This window comes from Pedobacter sp. PF22-3, assembly GCF_026239555.1.
Taxonomy (GTDB): Bacteria; Bacteroidota; Bacteroidia; order Sphingobacteriales; family Sphingobacteriaceae; genus Pedobacter.
Map to the genome: position 1 here is coordinate 155904 of NZ_JAPIVP010000004.1, position 14496 is coordinate 170399.

The 14496-nt window shown below is 36.8% G+C and carries 15 protein-coding genes; all 15 read right to left on the minus strand.

Annotated elements, in window-relative coordinates; genetic code table 11:
* Nucleotides 1-70: 70 nt before the first annotated feature.
* Nucleotides 71-1459, minus strand: coding sequence for an RIP metalloprotease RseP (rseP, locus tag OQX63_RS07175; protein WP_265850218.1), 1389 nt, complete (start codon nt 1457-1459; stop codon nt 71-73).
* A 29-nt stretch (nt 1460-1488) separates the two neighbouring features.
* Entirely contained in the window at nt 1489-2649 is a 1161-nt protein-coding gene (locus OQX63_RS07180; RefSeq protein WP_265850219.1) for a 1-deoxy-D-xylulose-5-phosphate reductoisomerase, read from the minus strand.
* A 448-nt stretch (nt 2650-3097) separates the two neighbouring features.
* Entirely contained in the window at nt 3098-4645 is a 1548-nt protein-coding gene (locus tag OQX63_RS07185) for a GH3 auxin-responsive promoter family protein (RefSeq protein WP_265850220.1), read from the minus strand.
* A 41-nt stretch (nt 4646-4686) separates the two neighbouring features.
* The gene (locus tag OQX63_RS07190) at nt 4687-5475 is read right to left on the minus strand and encodes a hypothetical protein (RefSeq protein WP_265850221.1); all 789 of its coding nucleotides are present in this window, start codon (nt 5473-5475) and stop codon (nt 4687-4689) included.
* Nucleotides 5472-6440, minus strand: coding sequence for a glycosyltransferase (locus OQX63_RS07195; protein WP_265850222.1), 969 nt, complete (start codon nt 6438-6440; stop codon nt 5472-5474). Before OQX63_RS07195 ends, OQX63_RS07190 begins: the two co-directional genes overlap by 4 nt.
* A 68-nt stretch (nt 6441-6508) precedes the next feature.
* Nucleotides 6509-7459: a glycosyltransferase family 2 protein gene (locus OQX63_RS07200; RefSeq protein ID WP_265850223.1), complete on the minus strand. Its 951-nt coding sequence runs from the start codon at nt 7457-7459 to the stop codon at nt 6509-6511.
* A gap of 115 nt (nt 7460-7574) precedes the next feature.
* Nucleotides 7575-7736, minus strand: a complete 162-nt coding sequence (locus tag OQX63_RS07205; protein ID WP_265850224.1) for a hypothetical protein — start codon at nt 7734-7736, stop codon at nt 7575-7577.
* Entirely contained in the window at nt 7726-8301 is a 576-nt protein-coding gene (locus OQX63_RS07210; RefSeq protein WP_265850225.1) for a zeta toxin family protein, read from the minus strand. The genes OQX63_RS07205 and OQX63_RS07210 overlap by 11 nt, the downstream gene beginning before the upstream one ends.
* Before the next feature lie 81 nt (nt 8302-8382).
* Complete coding sequence (locus tag OQX63_RS07215; RefSeq protein ID WP_265850226.1) at nt 8383-8952, minus strand: DUF4199 domain-containing protein; 570 nt, start codon at nt 8950-8952, stop codon at nt 8383-8385.
* A gap of 14 nt (nt 8953-8966) precedes the next feature.
* Nucleotides 8967-9638, minus strand: coding sequence for a hypothetical protein (locus OQX63_RS07220; RefSeq protein WP_322974298.1), 672 nt, complete (start codon nt 9636-9638; stop codon nt 8967-8969).
* Between the two features lie 171 nt (nt 9639-9809).
* A complete protein-coding gene (locus OQX63_RS07225; protein ID WP_265850227.1) occupies nt 9810-11066 on the minus strand; it encodes a dihydroorotase in 1257 nt (418 codons plus the stop codon).
* A complete protein-coding gene (locus OQX63_RS07230; RefSeq protein WP_265850228.1) occupies nt 11063-13102 on the minus strand; it encodes a BatA domain-containing protein in 2040 nt (679 codons plus the stop codon). The genes OQX63_RS07225 and OQX63_RS07230 overlap by 4 nt, the downstream gene beginning before the upstream one ends.
* 116 nt (nt 13103-13218) lie before the next feature.
* On the minus strand, nt 13219-13491 hold the full coding sequence (locus tag OQX63_RS07235) for a Txe/YoeB family addiction module toxin (protein ID WP_265850229.1): 273 nt from the start codon (nt 13489-13491) through the stop codon (nt 13219-13221).
* Nucleotides 13491-13745: a type II toxin-antitoxin system prevent-host-death family antitoxin gene (locus OQX63_RS07240; protein WP_265850230.1), complete on the minus strand. Its 255-nt coding sequence runs from the start codon at nt 13743-13745 to the stop codon at nt 13491-13493. Before OQX63_RS07240 ends, OQX63_RS07235 begins: the two co-directional genes overlap by 1 nt.
* Before the next feature lie 219 nt (nt 13746-13964).
* Nucleotides 13965-14369 (minus strand): hypothetical protein, encoded by a 405-nt coding sequence (locus tag OQX63_RS07245; protein WP_265850231.1) that lies wholly within the window; start codon nt 14367-14369, stop codon nt 13965-13967.
* Nucleotides 14370-14496 lie beyond the last annotated feature (127 nt).

Sequence of the window (14496 nt, forward strand, 5' to 3'; positions counted from 1 at the left end):
TTAAAATGCCGCAGATGTACAGATCAACTGGTTGAACCTGCGCATCTGCGGCAATAATATAAATTTGGTTTTACTTACCGAAAGATTTTAAAATATCATTACCAAAAGCAAACACCATTAAACAGATCAGGATAACAAAACCTACAATCTGCGCCCTTTCCAGTACTTTCTCGCTTACAGGTTTGCGTTGTACCATCTCAATTAAAAGAAATACAACATGGCCACCATCTAAGCCTGGTATAGGCAATAAATTCATAAATGCCAAAGCCATGGAGATCAATCCCGTCAATGTCCAGAATTTAACCCAATCGAAAGTGCTTCCATATACTTTTGCGATACCAATCGGACTACTGATGTTACGTGCACTCAATTTACCGGTAATCATTTTCCCAATACCTTTTGCATTATCTACAAAGGTACTCCAGGCCATGTTAGCGCCTACCGGAAGTGATTCTATAAAGCCAAAATCTACATGTGCAGTTTCAGGCATTTTCAGGTTAGGAATAATTCCGATCGTACCATCTTTACTTACTTTAAGATCGAATGTAACCTCTTTTCCTTTGCGTAATGCTTTAACGGTAATGGGTTTTAACTTATTTGTAGAAACCTCTTCTTTAAACTGATCGAAAAAAGTGATCGGTTTTCCATTAACCGATAAAATACTATCACCTGGTTTAATACCTGCCGAATATGCCGGATATACTGGTTTCTCAAACTTTCTGCCGAATAGATTATCAAAAAATGATGGTTTATCAGCTTTTTCATCGGGTGCACTTACCTTTTCCACACGCTCCATGATGTATCGTGGAGAGATGAAATTTTCTTTGTCGTTTTTCGATATTTTATTTAGAATGGTATCAGGAACAGAAATATAAAGGGTTTTATTTTCTCTTAAAATAGTTAATTGTGCACCATCAAACAATACTTTGCTGGATATAGCATCTTCAAAACGGATCAACTTATTACCATTGATGGCCAAAATCTTATCTCCGTTTTTCAAACCGATTTCCTTCCCAATTGTACCTACAGAAATACCATCATTTAATTTACTGTTCACGGTATAATTTTGCCCGATGTTGAAAGTTAACATCCAGAAGATGAAAATACCTACAATTACGTTTACGATAATCCCGCCAAGCATTACGATTAAACGTTGCCAGGCTGGTTTAGAACGGAATTCCCAAGGTTGTGCAGGTTGCGCCATTTGCTCGGTATCCATACTCTCATCAATCATCCCTGCAATTTTCACATAACCGCCAAGTGGCAACCATCCAACCCCATATTCAACATCACCTTTTTTAAAACTGAAAAGTTTAAACCCCCATGCATCAAAAAATAAATAAAACTTTTCTACTTTAATACCAAATGCTCTGGCTGCCAAGAAATGTCCTAATTCGTGTAATATTACCAATAACGACAATCCGAGCAGCAGTTGCCCCGCCATAATCAATCCGTTCATATTCGCTTATAAAATTTTTATGTTAGATGTTATACTTTACTTTTTGTTACTAATCTGCCGGCTAAGATACGGCTATGTTTGTCAGTTTCTAAAAAATCGTTCAATTGTGGGTTTTCAATAAAACCGATTTCTTCCATACACTGTTCAATCACCTCGCTCATTTGCAGGAAACCAATTTTATCTTCCAAAAATGCTGCAACCACAATTTCGTTCGCCGCATTTAAAATACAGGGCATATTACCACCCTTTCTCAAAGAAGTGAATGCCAGGTCCAGATTCCTGAATGTTCCCAGATCTGCCTTTTCAAAGCTGAAATTCGGATAATCTAAGAAGTTAAAACGCTTAAAATTGTTTTTTAGCCTATCGGGATAATTTAATGCATACTGAATGGGCAATTTCATGTCGGGAACACCCATCTGTGCTTTCATAGAACCATCGGTAAACTGAACGATAGAATGAATGATCGATTGAGGGTGAACAATTACATCAATCTGATCTACATCGAGGTTAAACAGCCATTTTGCCTCGATTACCTCCAAACCTTTATTCATTAACGATGCAGAATCGATCGTAATTTTTGCGCCCATTACCCAGTTGGGATGTTTTAAGGCCTGCTCTTTTTTTACCGTTGATAAGAAATCTTTTGTTTTGCCTAAAAATGGTCCGCCGGAAGCAGTTAAATAAATTTTCTCAATCTCATTTTGCTCCTCGCCAACCAAACATTGGAATATGGCCGAATGCTCCGAATCAACCGGTAAAATTTTAACATGGTGTTCATTTGCCAGTTGCGTAATCAGCTCACCGGCAACCACCAAAGTTTCTTTGTTTGCTAATGCAATGTTTTTCCCTGCTTTTATTGCCGCAATGGTCGGTTTTAGTCCAACCGACCCCATTAATGCAGTAAGTACAACATCGCTATCCGTGTATGCTGCCACTTCTGACAATGCAGCTTCACCAGCTAAAACTTTTATATCAAGGCCAAACAATGCCTCTTTAACTTCATTATATTTGCTTTCATCACAAATCACAACAATTGCAGGCTTAAATTCCCTCGCTTGTTGAATGAGTAATACAGAATTCTTCAGTGCGGATAACACAGCTACTTTAAAAACCCCAGGATGGTCCCTGACAACTTCTAGTGCTTGTGTACCTATGCTCCCTGTTGAACCTAATATGGTTATTCTTTTCAAATCGTTTTTATATCGTTACAGTCGCCATGATTCGTTTCTTCACGAACCATTCCAGTTTCGTTTCGTGAAGAGACGAACCGAGGCAATTCAATTTTTCCGTCGCCATGGTTCGTGTCCTCACGAACCATTCTCGCATTTAGTTTCATTAAAACATGAACTGAAGCGCTAATTATTCTTTAATATAGTTTGCTCAAATCAATTAAGCTTTATTTATTCATACCATCACACGACCATTTTTGTCATTCTGAAAAGCATCTGTTGAGCAATCGTCATCTCGACTGGAGCGCAGCGGAATAGAGAGATCTATCTAGACAGATTTCTCGACTGCGTTACACTTCGCTCGAAATGACGACTCGTCGTCAAAAAATATATAACACAAACGCAGTGGTTCGTGTCTCCAAGAACTACTTCTTCTCGTTTCGTGAGGACACGAACCGGGGGAAATTAATTAACCAATATATTTCTCCAACCCATCGGCCAGTTTCCTATCATTGCTCAATCTTGGTACTTTATTCTGTCCGCCTAACTTTCCTTCACTTTTCATATAATTTACAAAGGCATCTTTTTGCAAAGTACGTATAATCAACGGCTGCAAGATATTTCCTTCAATCAGGTCAAAGTAATAAATATTTTTTTTTTGCAAAGCCTCATCCACCTTTTTACTAAAAGCAGCCAGATTTTTCGGAGGAGATGAAAACTCCACAAACCATTCGTGATAAGGCAGTTGACCTTCTTCGGGATTAACCTGTGGCGCCACTGTAAATTCTGTAATTTCTACCTGTTCTTCATTTGCCACACTCAAAATAGCCTGTTCTACTTCTTCCCCTATTACATGTTCGCCAAAAGCAGAAATAAAATGTTTTATGCGCCCTGTTACCACAATTTTGTAGGGATTTTTTGAAACAAACTTAATGGTATCGCCAATGCTGTAACCCCATAAACCCGCATTCGTGTTTAAAATCAAGGCATAATTGGTATCCAGCTCAACCTCGCTAAGTGATAATCTTGTTGGATTATCATTGTAATATTCATCCGCAGGAACAAATTCGTAAAAAATTCCCGCATCAACCAATAACAATAAACCTTTATCTTTTTGCGAATCCTGATAAGCAATAAATCCTTCCGAAGCAGGATAGGTTTCAATAGCATCAACTTTTCTCCCAATACTTTGTTCAATTTTTGCCCGATAAGGTTCAAAATTTACACCACCGTAAATAAAAAGACTAAAATTCCTGAATATTTCGGCAATCTTCTTTCCTCCTGATTTTTCTGAAAGTTTATCGAAATACATCTGTACCCAGGGTGGAATACCAGAAATCAACGTCATGTTTTCATTAATGGTTTCCGCTACAATGGCATCTACTTTTTGTTCCCAATCTTCTATGGTATTGGTTTCGTAAGAAGGCAGTCGGTTCTTTTGAAGATAAGCAGGCACATGGTGAGCCACAATACCCGATAAACGCCCTACATTGATTCCATTTTTAACGCTTAAAACCGGACTTCCCTGCAAAAAGATCATCTTTCCGTTTACAAACCCTGCCTTTCCGGTTTCATTGATATAAGTTAAAATGGCATTCCGTGCAGCTTTGATGTGCTCGGGCATTGATTCTTTAGAAAGGGGAATGTATTTTACACCCGATGTGGTACCCGATGTTTTGGCAAAATAAAGCGGTTTTCCTTTCCAAAGTACATCAGCTTCACCGGCTACAACCCGGTCTACATAGGGCTTTAAACCTTCATAATCCCGAACAGGAATATGCTTTTTAAAATCATTATAGTTTTTGATCTCGGAGAAATGATGGTCTTTCCCGAACACCGTATGTCTGGCTTCGTCAATAAGATTTTTCAGAATCTTATTTTGGGCATCAACGGCATTATTTTTCCATTTGTTGATCTGCCAAACTGCAAATGCTGCAAAGGGTTTACTTAATGCTGCCTTAAGCCCCCACCCCCCTGAAGAGAACTTTTCCTTTCTACCATTCTTTTCTTTTTCCATCAATTTAATTTGATTTTTAACTCCCCTTCAGGGGCTGGGGGTTAAACGATATTATGTAAAATATCCGGATGTTCATCTCCTTTATATTCACCCGAGATTTTGCGGTATGCAACGGTTAAGGCTACACTGGAAAGCGGAACAATGATAAAAGAACTTAAAATATTTACAATGAATGCGATTAACGGCCATTGCAGGTAGTTTAACAACAGATAAATTAAATACCCTCCACCTAAAACAACCAATAACAATAAAATTTTGGTAAAATTTCCTTTGGTAGTAGCCAAACTCAATTTGATCGAATCGAACGGTGTTGCACCTTTATCAATAATAAAAAATGGAAAAAATGAAATTCTTAACCAGGTGATAAAAATGGCAATAATACCCACAGAAATGGCAACATTTTTAACAATCGATAAATTAATTCCGGTATAAATAAAAGGAAAAGCGACCAAAATTACGACCAGATAAACGCCCAGAATACATCCTACAAAATAAAGGGTAGCTACCAGGAACCTGATAATCTGTTGTCTGGTTGGAAGGGTATCTACAATTTTAACATCGCTCTCTTCATCATCCATTAAATGAAAAATATATTTAAAAAGCGAAAGATTGATGGTAAAATAGAGTAAAACGAAAATAATCACCATGATAATACTTAAAGCTTTGCTTACGTCTTTAATAAAAAAGGCCATTAAACTCGATGCACTAGCGGTTATAAACATTAAAAAACATAATGTAGCAATCGAGAAATAATGTTTCTTGGTAATGCCCCATGCTTTTTGCATGACATCGTTAACGGCGAAAGTACTTTCTTTTAGATAATTGATCATTGTTGTTTGAATACCACACGTTTAAATAAATCCTGTATAAATCCTAAACCATAAGCGGTTAATTGGATAAATGAAGATATAATGCTCAAAAATGCAACTTTTAAAGATTTATTTACAGACCATGAATGAAAAAATATCAACATAAAGTAAATCAATAAGAAGAAGTTACAAACATATGCCAATGGAGGATAGATAAAGTTACATAAAATAGTGAAACCAAAACCCAAAGTGAACAAAGCAGGAAAAAAATGGACAGGTTTTAATTCTTTCGGAAAGTGTTTATAAATATTGATCCTGGCCCTGCCAAAAAAATGCAGTTGTTTATAAAACTGGCTAAAACTGGTTCTACGTTTATGGTAAACCTTTGCATCGGGAATCAAGCCGATTTTGAAACCATTTTCATGGATACGGATACTGTATTCAATATCTTCGCCCAAACGGGTTAAAATAAAGCCACCAACCTTTTCCCAGGCCTGGCGAGAAACGCCCATGTTAAAGCTGCGGGGATGGAACTGCCCCACATGTTGTTTGTTTCCACGGATGCCTCCGGTTGTGAAAGGTGAAGTCATGGCATAACTAATTGCTTTTTGCACAGGCGTAAAACTATCATGCGCTGCATCCGGACCACCATAGGCATCTAAATGATGCTCGTACAGATAGTTTTTAACAATCTCTAAGTAATTAGCCGGAACGAGAATGTCAGAATCAAAAATAACAAAATAATCACCTTTGGCTCTTTCGAACCCGAAATTGCGGGCAAAACCTTGTCCGGCATTTTCCTTAAAATAATATTTGACATCCAGTTTATCTGCATAAGAAGCCACAATTTCCTTCGCATCGTTTTTAGAGCCATCTTCGATCACCAAAACCTCAAACTGTAAATAAGTTTGTTTAGTTAGTGTATTTAGTAATTCGTCTATCTCTTGTGGACGATTGTAAAGGGGAATGATAATGGAGAAAAACATGTCTTGAAGCTGAAAGCTGAAAAACTAAAGATAAAAGCGCTTTAAGCTTTAAGCTTTAGTCTTTGGACTTATTTAAGTTCTTTTTCGATTAAATATTGATTTCTTTCTGGTGCATTACGCGATAAAAGCTCGGCAATAAAACCTGCCAGGAACATTTGTGAGCCCACTACGATGGCTACCAGCGATAAATAAAACAGTGGCTGGTCGGTTACATCGCGATAAGCTAAACCTTGCCATATCAAATATTTCTTTTCGAGCAAAATATACATTGCCATTATCATACCGATAAAGAAACTCAACACGCCTAACGAACCAAAAAAGTGCATTGGGCGCTTGCCGAATTTACCTACAAAGAAAATAGAGAGTAAATCTAAAAAGCCGTTTATAAACCTGCTGAAACCGAATTTGGTTGTGCCATACTTACGTGCCCGGTGTTCTACCACCTGCTCTGCTATTTTGCTAAATCCGGCCCATTTGGCAATTACCGGGATGTAACGGTGCATCTCGCCATAAACCTCGATGGTTTTGATTACATCGCTCCGGTAAGCCTTTAAGCCACAGTTAAAATCGTTCAGTTCTATGCCACTCATTTTGCGGGTAGCTGCGTTAAAGAGTTTAGTAGGTATCGTTTTGGTAATCGGATCGTAACGTTTCTTTTTCCAGCCTGAAATGATATCAAGTTTTTCTTCATTAATGCGGCGGTAAAGCTCCGGAATTTCATCAGGGCTATCTTGAAGGTCAGCATCCATGGTAATGACCACATTGCCCTGCGTAGCCTCGAAACCAACGTTTAAAGCTGCTGATTTACCGTAGTTACGTCTAAATTTAATGCCTTTTATGGCAAGGTTTTGAAGTCTTAACTCTTCAATGATCTCCCATGATCTATCGGTGCTACCATCATCAACCAAAATAATCTCATAGCTGAAATTATTTTCGGTCATCACTTTATCAATCCAGGCCGTTAATTCCGGCAGGGATTCATCTTCATTAAATAAGGGTACTACAACTGATATATCCATTTTTTAAGCATAAACCTCGCAGTTTTTAAAAACCTGCGAGGTTTGTTTAAATTAAAACGTGCAAATTTCATCAAATTAAATGATAAAACCTGCACGTTCAAAATTTTTGATTTAATTATAACTTAATGTCTTTAGCTTTTACTTTTATAATTTCCCCCTGATCGGAGAAAACCAAAACACCATCATTTTTCGCCTTATAAGCAACTAGTTTTTTGAATGCTAAGTTAAGACCCAAACGTATTTTATCCCGCAATTCAATATTGTTCTTATTTCCCATTAGGTATAAAATTAAATTTCAACCAAGTATTTTTTTCAAAGATAGTTATTTCATCCGTCAAATTTCCTTCTGCTATAAATTGCAATTCACTATCTGAACTATTAATTATTATCCAATAATCAGCAACGTTAGTAAACTGCTGTAAATTTTGTATGCCTTTTTTATACCTTCTTCTGATTACATCTTCAGGAATATTGTGTCCCCCTTCAGATACCCTCATTTTAACCCTTTCAACAGCAAGTTCTACATCATTTAGCCAAAAAAATAAAAGCGTTACCTGATAACCTGAAGCTTTTGCTTTTTTAATTGTATTTAAATAAGATTTAGTAGTGAGCGTAGTTTCAATAGCAAAATCCGCTTTTTGCAATAGCAGCTCATCAATCCGGTTCAGCATAATTTTTCCTGCCTGAATGGCTACACTTTCAGGCTTAAACGGAGAAATTCCACGGGCAATCTCATCGGCATTTACAAATTCTCTACAATTAAGGATTTCAGGCAAAATAGTAAATGATGCAGTTGTTTTACCTGCTCCATTACAACCCGAAATAATATATAGATGATGCATCACAAGTCGCTATTTAAAATAAAAAGTGCAGATTTCATCAAAATAATGATAAAACCTGCACGTTCAAAATTTGTAAAAGAATTAAGCTTCTTTGGGAAACGAATCGAATCTTACCGGTTCCTTTTTCTTTAAGATTGCTGAAAGGATCAAAGATAGCACACCATATAAAGCAAGTGAAACACCAAAGCTTGTAAAAATATTTTTAAAAGTTGGTTCTAGTTTCTCCTGCATATTTCCTGCTTTAGCCATGGCTTCATCGATCTGTTCGCTAGCCATTCCGAATTTCTCCATCATCGCTCTTTGCGCAGTTTCAATAGCGTCTGCGGCTTTTGCCGGAAGATCAGGATCAATAAATTTCATTAATACTACGTTGTAAAGTGTAGCAGTTAATGCCAAAATTAAGGAAACAATTAAAAACGCTTTGAAAGCTTCTCCAAATGTCCAAAAACCACCGATTTCTTTACGAATGTTAATCCCTACTACCACCAACAGGGCGATAAATAAAACAAATATTAATATTTGCGCCATAAAGCTGGTGTAAATTAATACGGGATCGATAAAATGCAAGGTTAAAGATAAAATGATTGAGACCGCAGCCAGCATTAATCCATTTTTTAAAGCAAGCTTGGTAATAAGAGCACTCTTGTCCATTTTTTTTAGTTTTTTTAGTTATTGATTGTTGTGATCAATGTATAAGATGCAGCATCAAAAGCTTTGTTACGGCTAAACTGAATTAATTCTTTTTCTGTTTCCTTACTACCTTCTACATCCAGGAAGAAAACCATAAACGGCACGAACAATTCCTGCATTTCTTCGCTGATATTTAATTTTGCAGCCGCTTTACAGATCTCTTCTACACTACTTTCGGCCAGTTGCTGGTTGCTGATCAGTTCTTCATAAATCTCAAACTCATCCTGAAACTCATCGTCTTCTACCAACAAAAATTCTTTTAGAAAATCGCCCAGTTCAGGATCTAAATCTTCATCCTTGCACTCTTTAATGTATAGCAAAAGATTTAAAAGTTCGGTACCCCTATCAATGGTTTCCTCCTCAATATTCGCCCATTCTTCGCTCTCCAAATAGTCATCTTCTAGTTTTTGCACGTCGCTACTGAAGAAATTTACCATCAATAAATCGAAAAATACTTCGCGCAATTCTTCAAATTTCGGATGAGAATCGAAAACTGCATCAAAAGCCGTAGCTTTATCTAAAAAGTTAACATCAAGCTCAAAAGCAGCCAACAATTCTGTTTCAAAACCTTCTACATTAGTAGCCGAAACTTCAGCATATTTGTTAATGGCTACACCTAGTGCCTTTTTTACTCTATTATCCATCATTAAGATTTTTAGTGTTTTAGGATGATAAGATTGTACGACCTGAACAGCAAATTGTAATTTCTTGCTTTAGTCTTAAAGTTCTTATAACCTGTTAATTATCAATATTTTTTTTTCTGAACTAATATCTTTTAAGACATGGTTAAGAACCTTATGCCTTCAACCTTTTCAACCTTAATTCTCCCAGTATTGGTTATTATTATATACCAATTTTACCTTACCAGTAAGTTCGGTACCCAATAACGGACTATTTGCCGATTTTGAATGGTTGCTTGCCGAATTATATAACCATTTTTCGCTTGTATTCACTACCGTGAAGTTAGCCGCTGCTCCTTCTTCAATTACCGGAACAGTTAAATTTAACAATATACGTGGGTTAATGGCCAATTTCTCTGCAATTAAAGTAATATCCAATCCGGCTTTTAACAACAATGGCAATACCGTTTGTAAAGCAATAATACCATAATGGGCAATTTCGAACTCTACATTTTTAAATTCGATTTCCTCAGGCCGGTGCTGAGAAGTAATCGCATCAATGGTTCCGTCTTTTAAACCAGCAATTAATGCTTTTACATCTGATTTTCCACGTAATGGTGGCTTAACCTTATAATTGCTATCAAAATCGCTTAAAAGTTCTTCTGTAAACACGAGGTGATGAGCCGTTACATCGCATGAAACCTGAACACCATCTTTCTTTGCCTTACGGATTAAAGCGACAGCACCTGCAGTTGAAATATTGCTGATGTGGATCTTGGTTTCGTTATATGAAGCCAGGAAAATATCGCGGGCGATGTGCATTTCTTCGGCCAGCGCCGGCAAACCTTTCATTCCCAGAAGCACTGAGTTTTTACTTTCATTAATCTGCGATTTACCTGCAATTGATTTATTTTCGGGATAAACCATTAAGAGTGCATTAAAACCTTTGGCATATTGCAAGGCCCGGCTCATAAAACCATCATCCTGTAGGGCTTTATCACCATCAGAGAAAGCTACAGCACCTGCCTGTTGCATATCGAAAAGTTCAGCCAATTCTTTTGCCTCGCGGTTCTGGCTAATGGCCCCAACAGGCAAAACTTCAACCAGATTATTCTTAGCCCTGTTAATAATATACTCTACCTGAGATTTTGACTGTACAACCGGACTGGTTTGCGGTAATAAGGCCAATCCTGTAAAACCGCCAGCTTTTGCAGTTTGAGTTAACGTTTCAATATCTTCCTTCGTTTCGAAGCCCGGATCGCCTGCTACACAGTTTAAATCAAAAAACCCCGGTGTTAAGAAAGCACCATGAGCATCAAAAATGGTTTCATTTTTATCGGCAGTTAATTTACCTATGTTCATAATTTTACCATTTTCTACTCTGACATCGCATTGTTGACTGTTGAATTTACTTTGCGGATCGGCAATGGTTACATTTTTAACCAGGAGATTCATATTGTTCTTTTTGTGTTGTTAAAAAATCGGATGAGCAAAATTTCTGCTGCAATAAAAATCAGCGACAAAATTAGACAAAGTTTCCATAAAGTTTGTCCGATTTTATTGCCACCGGCAATTAATTTAACGGCATCTTTATCGGTATCGAATATTTTCAGGTTACTTTTATCGGCTAATTGCTCCAGTTCTGTTTTACTTAAATAGTGTAGATCAGATTCGGCACGTCCAGCGTTAAAGCTATAAACCGCAAGCAGCGAATCTGCAAGTTTTAGGTTATAAAAACCTGCATTTTTAATCTGATCGGCAATATAAATTAATGTTTTTCCATCTGCCTGCCTTATTTCAGGGATCGCTTCAAAATGGTCAGCTGTAATTTTTAAACTCTGGTTTTTACCGATAGCGATTTTTTTACTGGCCAGTGTATTGTCATTGCCAATATGATAATATAGCGGTACTTCGTTTCCTCCACTTAGGGCCAAGCGATAAACTAACGGTACGAAAACCGGATGACGTGCCAGATTTCCATCATTAACATTCAAGCCGGTGGCTGATAAATAAACCTGACCGTTACCTACCCCATATTTAGAAAAAAAAGCTTTTCTACCCGGCAACATCATGATATCTTCTTTGTTGGACATATTTTTCTCCACAAAAGAATAATAACGGGAAACAGTTGGCAAATCCAGATTTTTAGGGATTTCTTCAAAAACAGTTTTAAAAATCGGATTCTGCAGATCAATCTGGTCAACCTTGCTTGGTGTAGTATTTAAACCTTGGATAGCAGGAAGCGACAATCCGCTCAAAAATGAATTATAAGTCTGGATATCAGCATCTAAATCGGGAAAAAGCACTACCGTTCCACCTGCGTTTAGATAGGTTTTTAGCTGTTGTGCCAATCCGCTTGAAGGACTTTTCAATCCGTTCAATACAATTAAGCCATAATTGGTAAAATTATTATAGTTTACGTTGCTTTCGGCATTTTCAGCTAATTGATAGTATGCGTCGGCCGCGAATAAGGCTTTAATGTAATGACCAGCATTCGGCCCATTAATACTTAAAACCGGGAAACTTTTATCTACTTTAAAACTGAACGAAAGGGAATCATCAAAGGTTATGGGAAAATCTTTAATGCTCACCATACCTTTTTGCGATCCGACATTAAGTCCTGAGAAATTCAGGGTATCTTTAACGATTTTACCTGCAGGAATGGTTACGGAACCCAATCCTTTTTGCTGGTTGTTGATGCTTAGTTTTATGGGAATATTTTTTGCTTCTTCTTCTGAATAATTTTTTACCTGCACCACTAAACGTTCATTTGCACCGGGCTGATGATTTGGTGAAAGTGTCCAAACGCTATCTACCGCAACATTGGGTAAGGTATTAGCATTCAATTTCAAAAATGAATATTGAATATCGGCTTTGGTTTCGAGTTTTTTTGTGGAGGAAATATTTTTTTGAAAATCAGAGATGAGAAAGCTGTATTTATTTTCTGCCCCAGATAAAACATTTCCCTGTCTGTTTAAAATTTGCTGGAGATTTCGGTTTGCTGCTGAAATTTTTACATCATCCAGTGCTTTTAAAAATGCCTCTTCACTTAATAAACGTTGGTGTTTACCTTCGAAATCGTTGGTTAACAGCTGAAAACGGTCGTTCATCCCGAAACCTTTAACCAGTTCCTTTCCCCTACGTTTCGCCTCGTCCAGCAAACTGCCATCTTTATTAACGGCCTCCATACTGTAAGAATTATCAATATAAATACTTACTATGTTGTTTAAAGCCGTAGTTTTTTGATTGTGTTCAGGGATATAAGGTTGGGCAAATGCCAGCACCAAAAAGATGATCGCCAAAATCCGCGACAAGAGAATGAGCAGATTTTTAATTTTTTCTTTTGATGAATTTTGCTGTTCTACTTCCTTTAAAAGCTGAACATTAGAGAAATAAACCTTTTTAAATTTTCTGAAATTGAATAAATGAATGATAACCGGGATGGCAACCGATATTAGTGCAAAAAGAAAGCCCGGATAAAGGAAATTCATTAAAAACCAAAGATAGAAAAATTATGGAATTGGGGATAATATTCCTTATTTATTATTATCAATGTTATTTAAAGTTTTGGTAGATGGCGACGCTAGCCAATAGAAAATTGGCAGATTTATTTATCACCATAATGGCCAGCAGCCGACAAAACCAATACACTTATCGTTTCGCCATTTATTTGATAAACTAATCTGTGCTTTTGCGATATCCTTCTAGAATATAAGCCAGATAAATTATATTTCTTTAGTTCTGGCTTCCCGGTTCCTATGGTTGGATGCTCGATAAGTTCCAATAATAATTTTTGAACCTTTTTATAAGCAATTGTGTCTGTTTTCTTTAGCCACTTAAGATCCTCTATTGCCTGGGAAGTGAACTCTAGACTATACATTATAAATCTTTAAGAAATTCTACTAATGCATCTTTTCCTGTAACCTTAGTAACTTCTCCATTTTTTGCCTGCAAAAGTGATTTTTCAATCTTTTCGACCATCACCTTTGAAAAGTAGATATCATCATTGGTGATTGGTGTTATTGAATACGCTTTATTTTTGCCTCTTTGAACAATAATCTGTTCTCCACTATCGGCCATATCCATATATTCAGCCTGTTTTTCCCTAAATTCTCTGCTGCTTACTACTAACATAATTCTATTTTTAGCGTACCATATTGGTACAAATATACGATTTTATATTATTACATTTTATCCTAATCGATTTGAATACCAAGAGATTAGTTTGGTCGATGATGACACCAACTGGTAGGAAAATGCCCGACTGAATTTCATGTCTAAGATTCTTTACTGCGTTCAGAATGACACTTAACGATGAAAAGCGAAATTTAACTGGTCTTAAATAAGATTAAATCAATAACTAAACCCCGGAAACTCGATATTCACAATTTTCCAGCTACCATTGTGTAGTGCAAAGTACAGTTTAAAAGGTCCGCTTACAATTTTAGATTGTTTTTGAATCACATCCCGGTACCCAGCAACACCTTCTATAAAGCCCATTCCTTTACCATCGTCTAATAATTCAAAATTAACATCTATGATATCATAACGCCCGCCTACATACTCATCTGATTGACCGAAAATGCCTTTCAATCGCCCAATGATAACATCTTTGCCAATAATTTTATTGCCTGGCAATATAAAAAAATCATTCAGTTCACTTGTAATTGCCTTCGATTGTTTAAACCATGCGTTCATAAATCTGATAGCACCATTTACGATATCGGCCTGATGGTTAAAATTAGGTGTTTCCTGCATTTTTTGATGTCTTTCGTTGGATGAGGTGTACTTAAAAACTAATGTCACTTTGAGCCTGTCGAAATGCGTTTATTATTGTCCTTCGACAGGCTCAGGATGACAGTTTGATATAATGATACAGTCTCAA

Coding starts and splice junctions, on each gene's coding strand:
- OQX63_RS07205 (WP_265850224.1), bottom strand. CDS start 7,736: ATGGGAAATAAGAACAATATTGAATTGCGGGATAAAATACGTTTGGGT.
- OQX63_RS07220 (WP_322974298.1), bottom strand. CDS start 9,638: ATGATGGATAATAGAGTAAAAAAGGCACTAGGTGTAGCCATTAACAAA.
- OQX63_RS07235 (WP_265850229.1), bottom strand. CDS start 13,491: ATGTATAGTCTAGAGTTCACTTCCCAGGCAATAGAGGATCTTAAGTGG.
- OQX63_RS07210 (WP_265850225.1), bottom strand. CDS start 8,301: ATGCATCATCTATATATTATTTCGGGTTGTAATGGAGCAGGTAAAACA.
- OQX63_RS07185 (WP_265850220.1), bottom strand. CDS start 4,645: ATGGAAAAAGAAAAGAATGGTAGAAAGGAAAAGTTCTCTTCAGGGGGG.
- OQX63_RS07200 (WP_265850223.1), bottom strand. CDS start 7,459: ATGGATATATCAGTTGTAGTACCCTTATTTAATGAAGATGAATCCCTG.
- OQX63_RS07195 (WP_265850222.1), bottom strand. CDS start 6,440: ATGTTTTTCTCCATTATCATTCCCCTTTACAATCGTCCACAAGAGATA.
- OQX63_RS07240 (WP_265850230.1), bottom strand. CDS start 13,745: ATGTTAGTAGTAAGCAGCAGAGAATTTAGGGAAAAACAGGCTGAATAT.
- OQX63_RS07190 (WP_265850221.1), bottom strand. CDS start 5,475: ATGATCAATTATCTAAAAGAAAGTACTTTCGCCGTTAACGATGTCATG.
- OQX63_RS07215 (WP_265850226.1), bottom strand. CDS start 8,952: ATGGACAAGAGTGCTCTTATTACCAAGCTTGCTTTAAAAAATGGATTA.
- OQX63_RS07230 (WP_265850228.1), bottom strand. CDS start 13,102: ATGAATTTCCTTTATCCGGGCTTTCTTTTTGCACTAATATCGGTTGCC.
- OQX63_RS07245 (WP_265850231.1), bottom strand. CDS start 14,369: ATGCAGGAAACACCTAATTTTAACCATCAGGCCGATATCGTAAATGGT.
- OQX63_RS07225 (WP_265850227.1), bottom strand. CDS start 11,066: ATGAATCTCCTGGTTAAAAATGTAACCATTGCCGATCCGCAAAGTAAA.
- rseP (WP_265850218.1), bottom strand. CDS start 1,459: ATGAACGGATTGATTATGGCGGGGCAACTGCTGCTCGGATTGTCGTTA.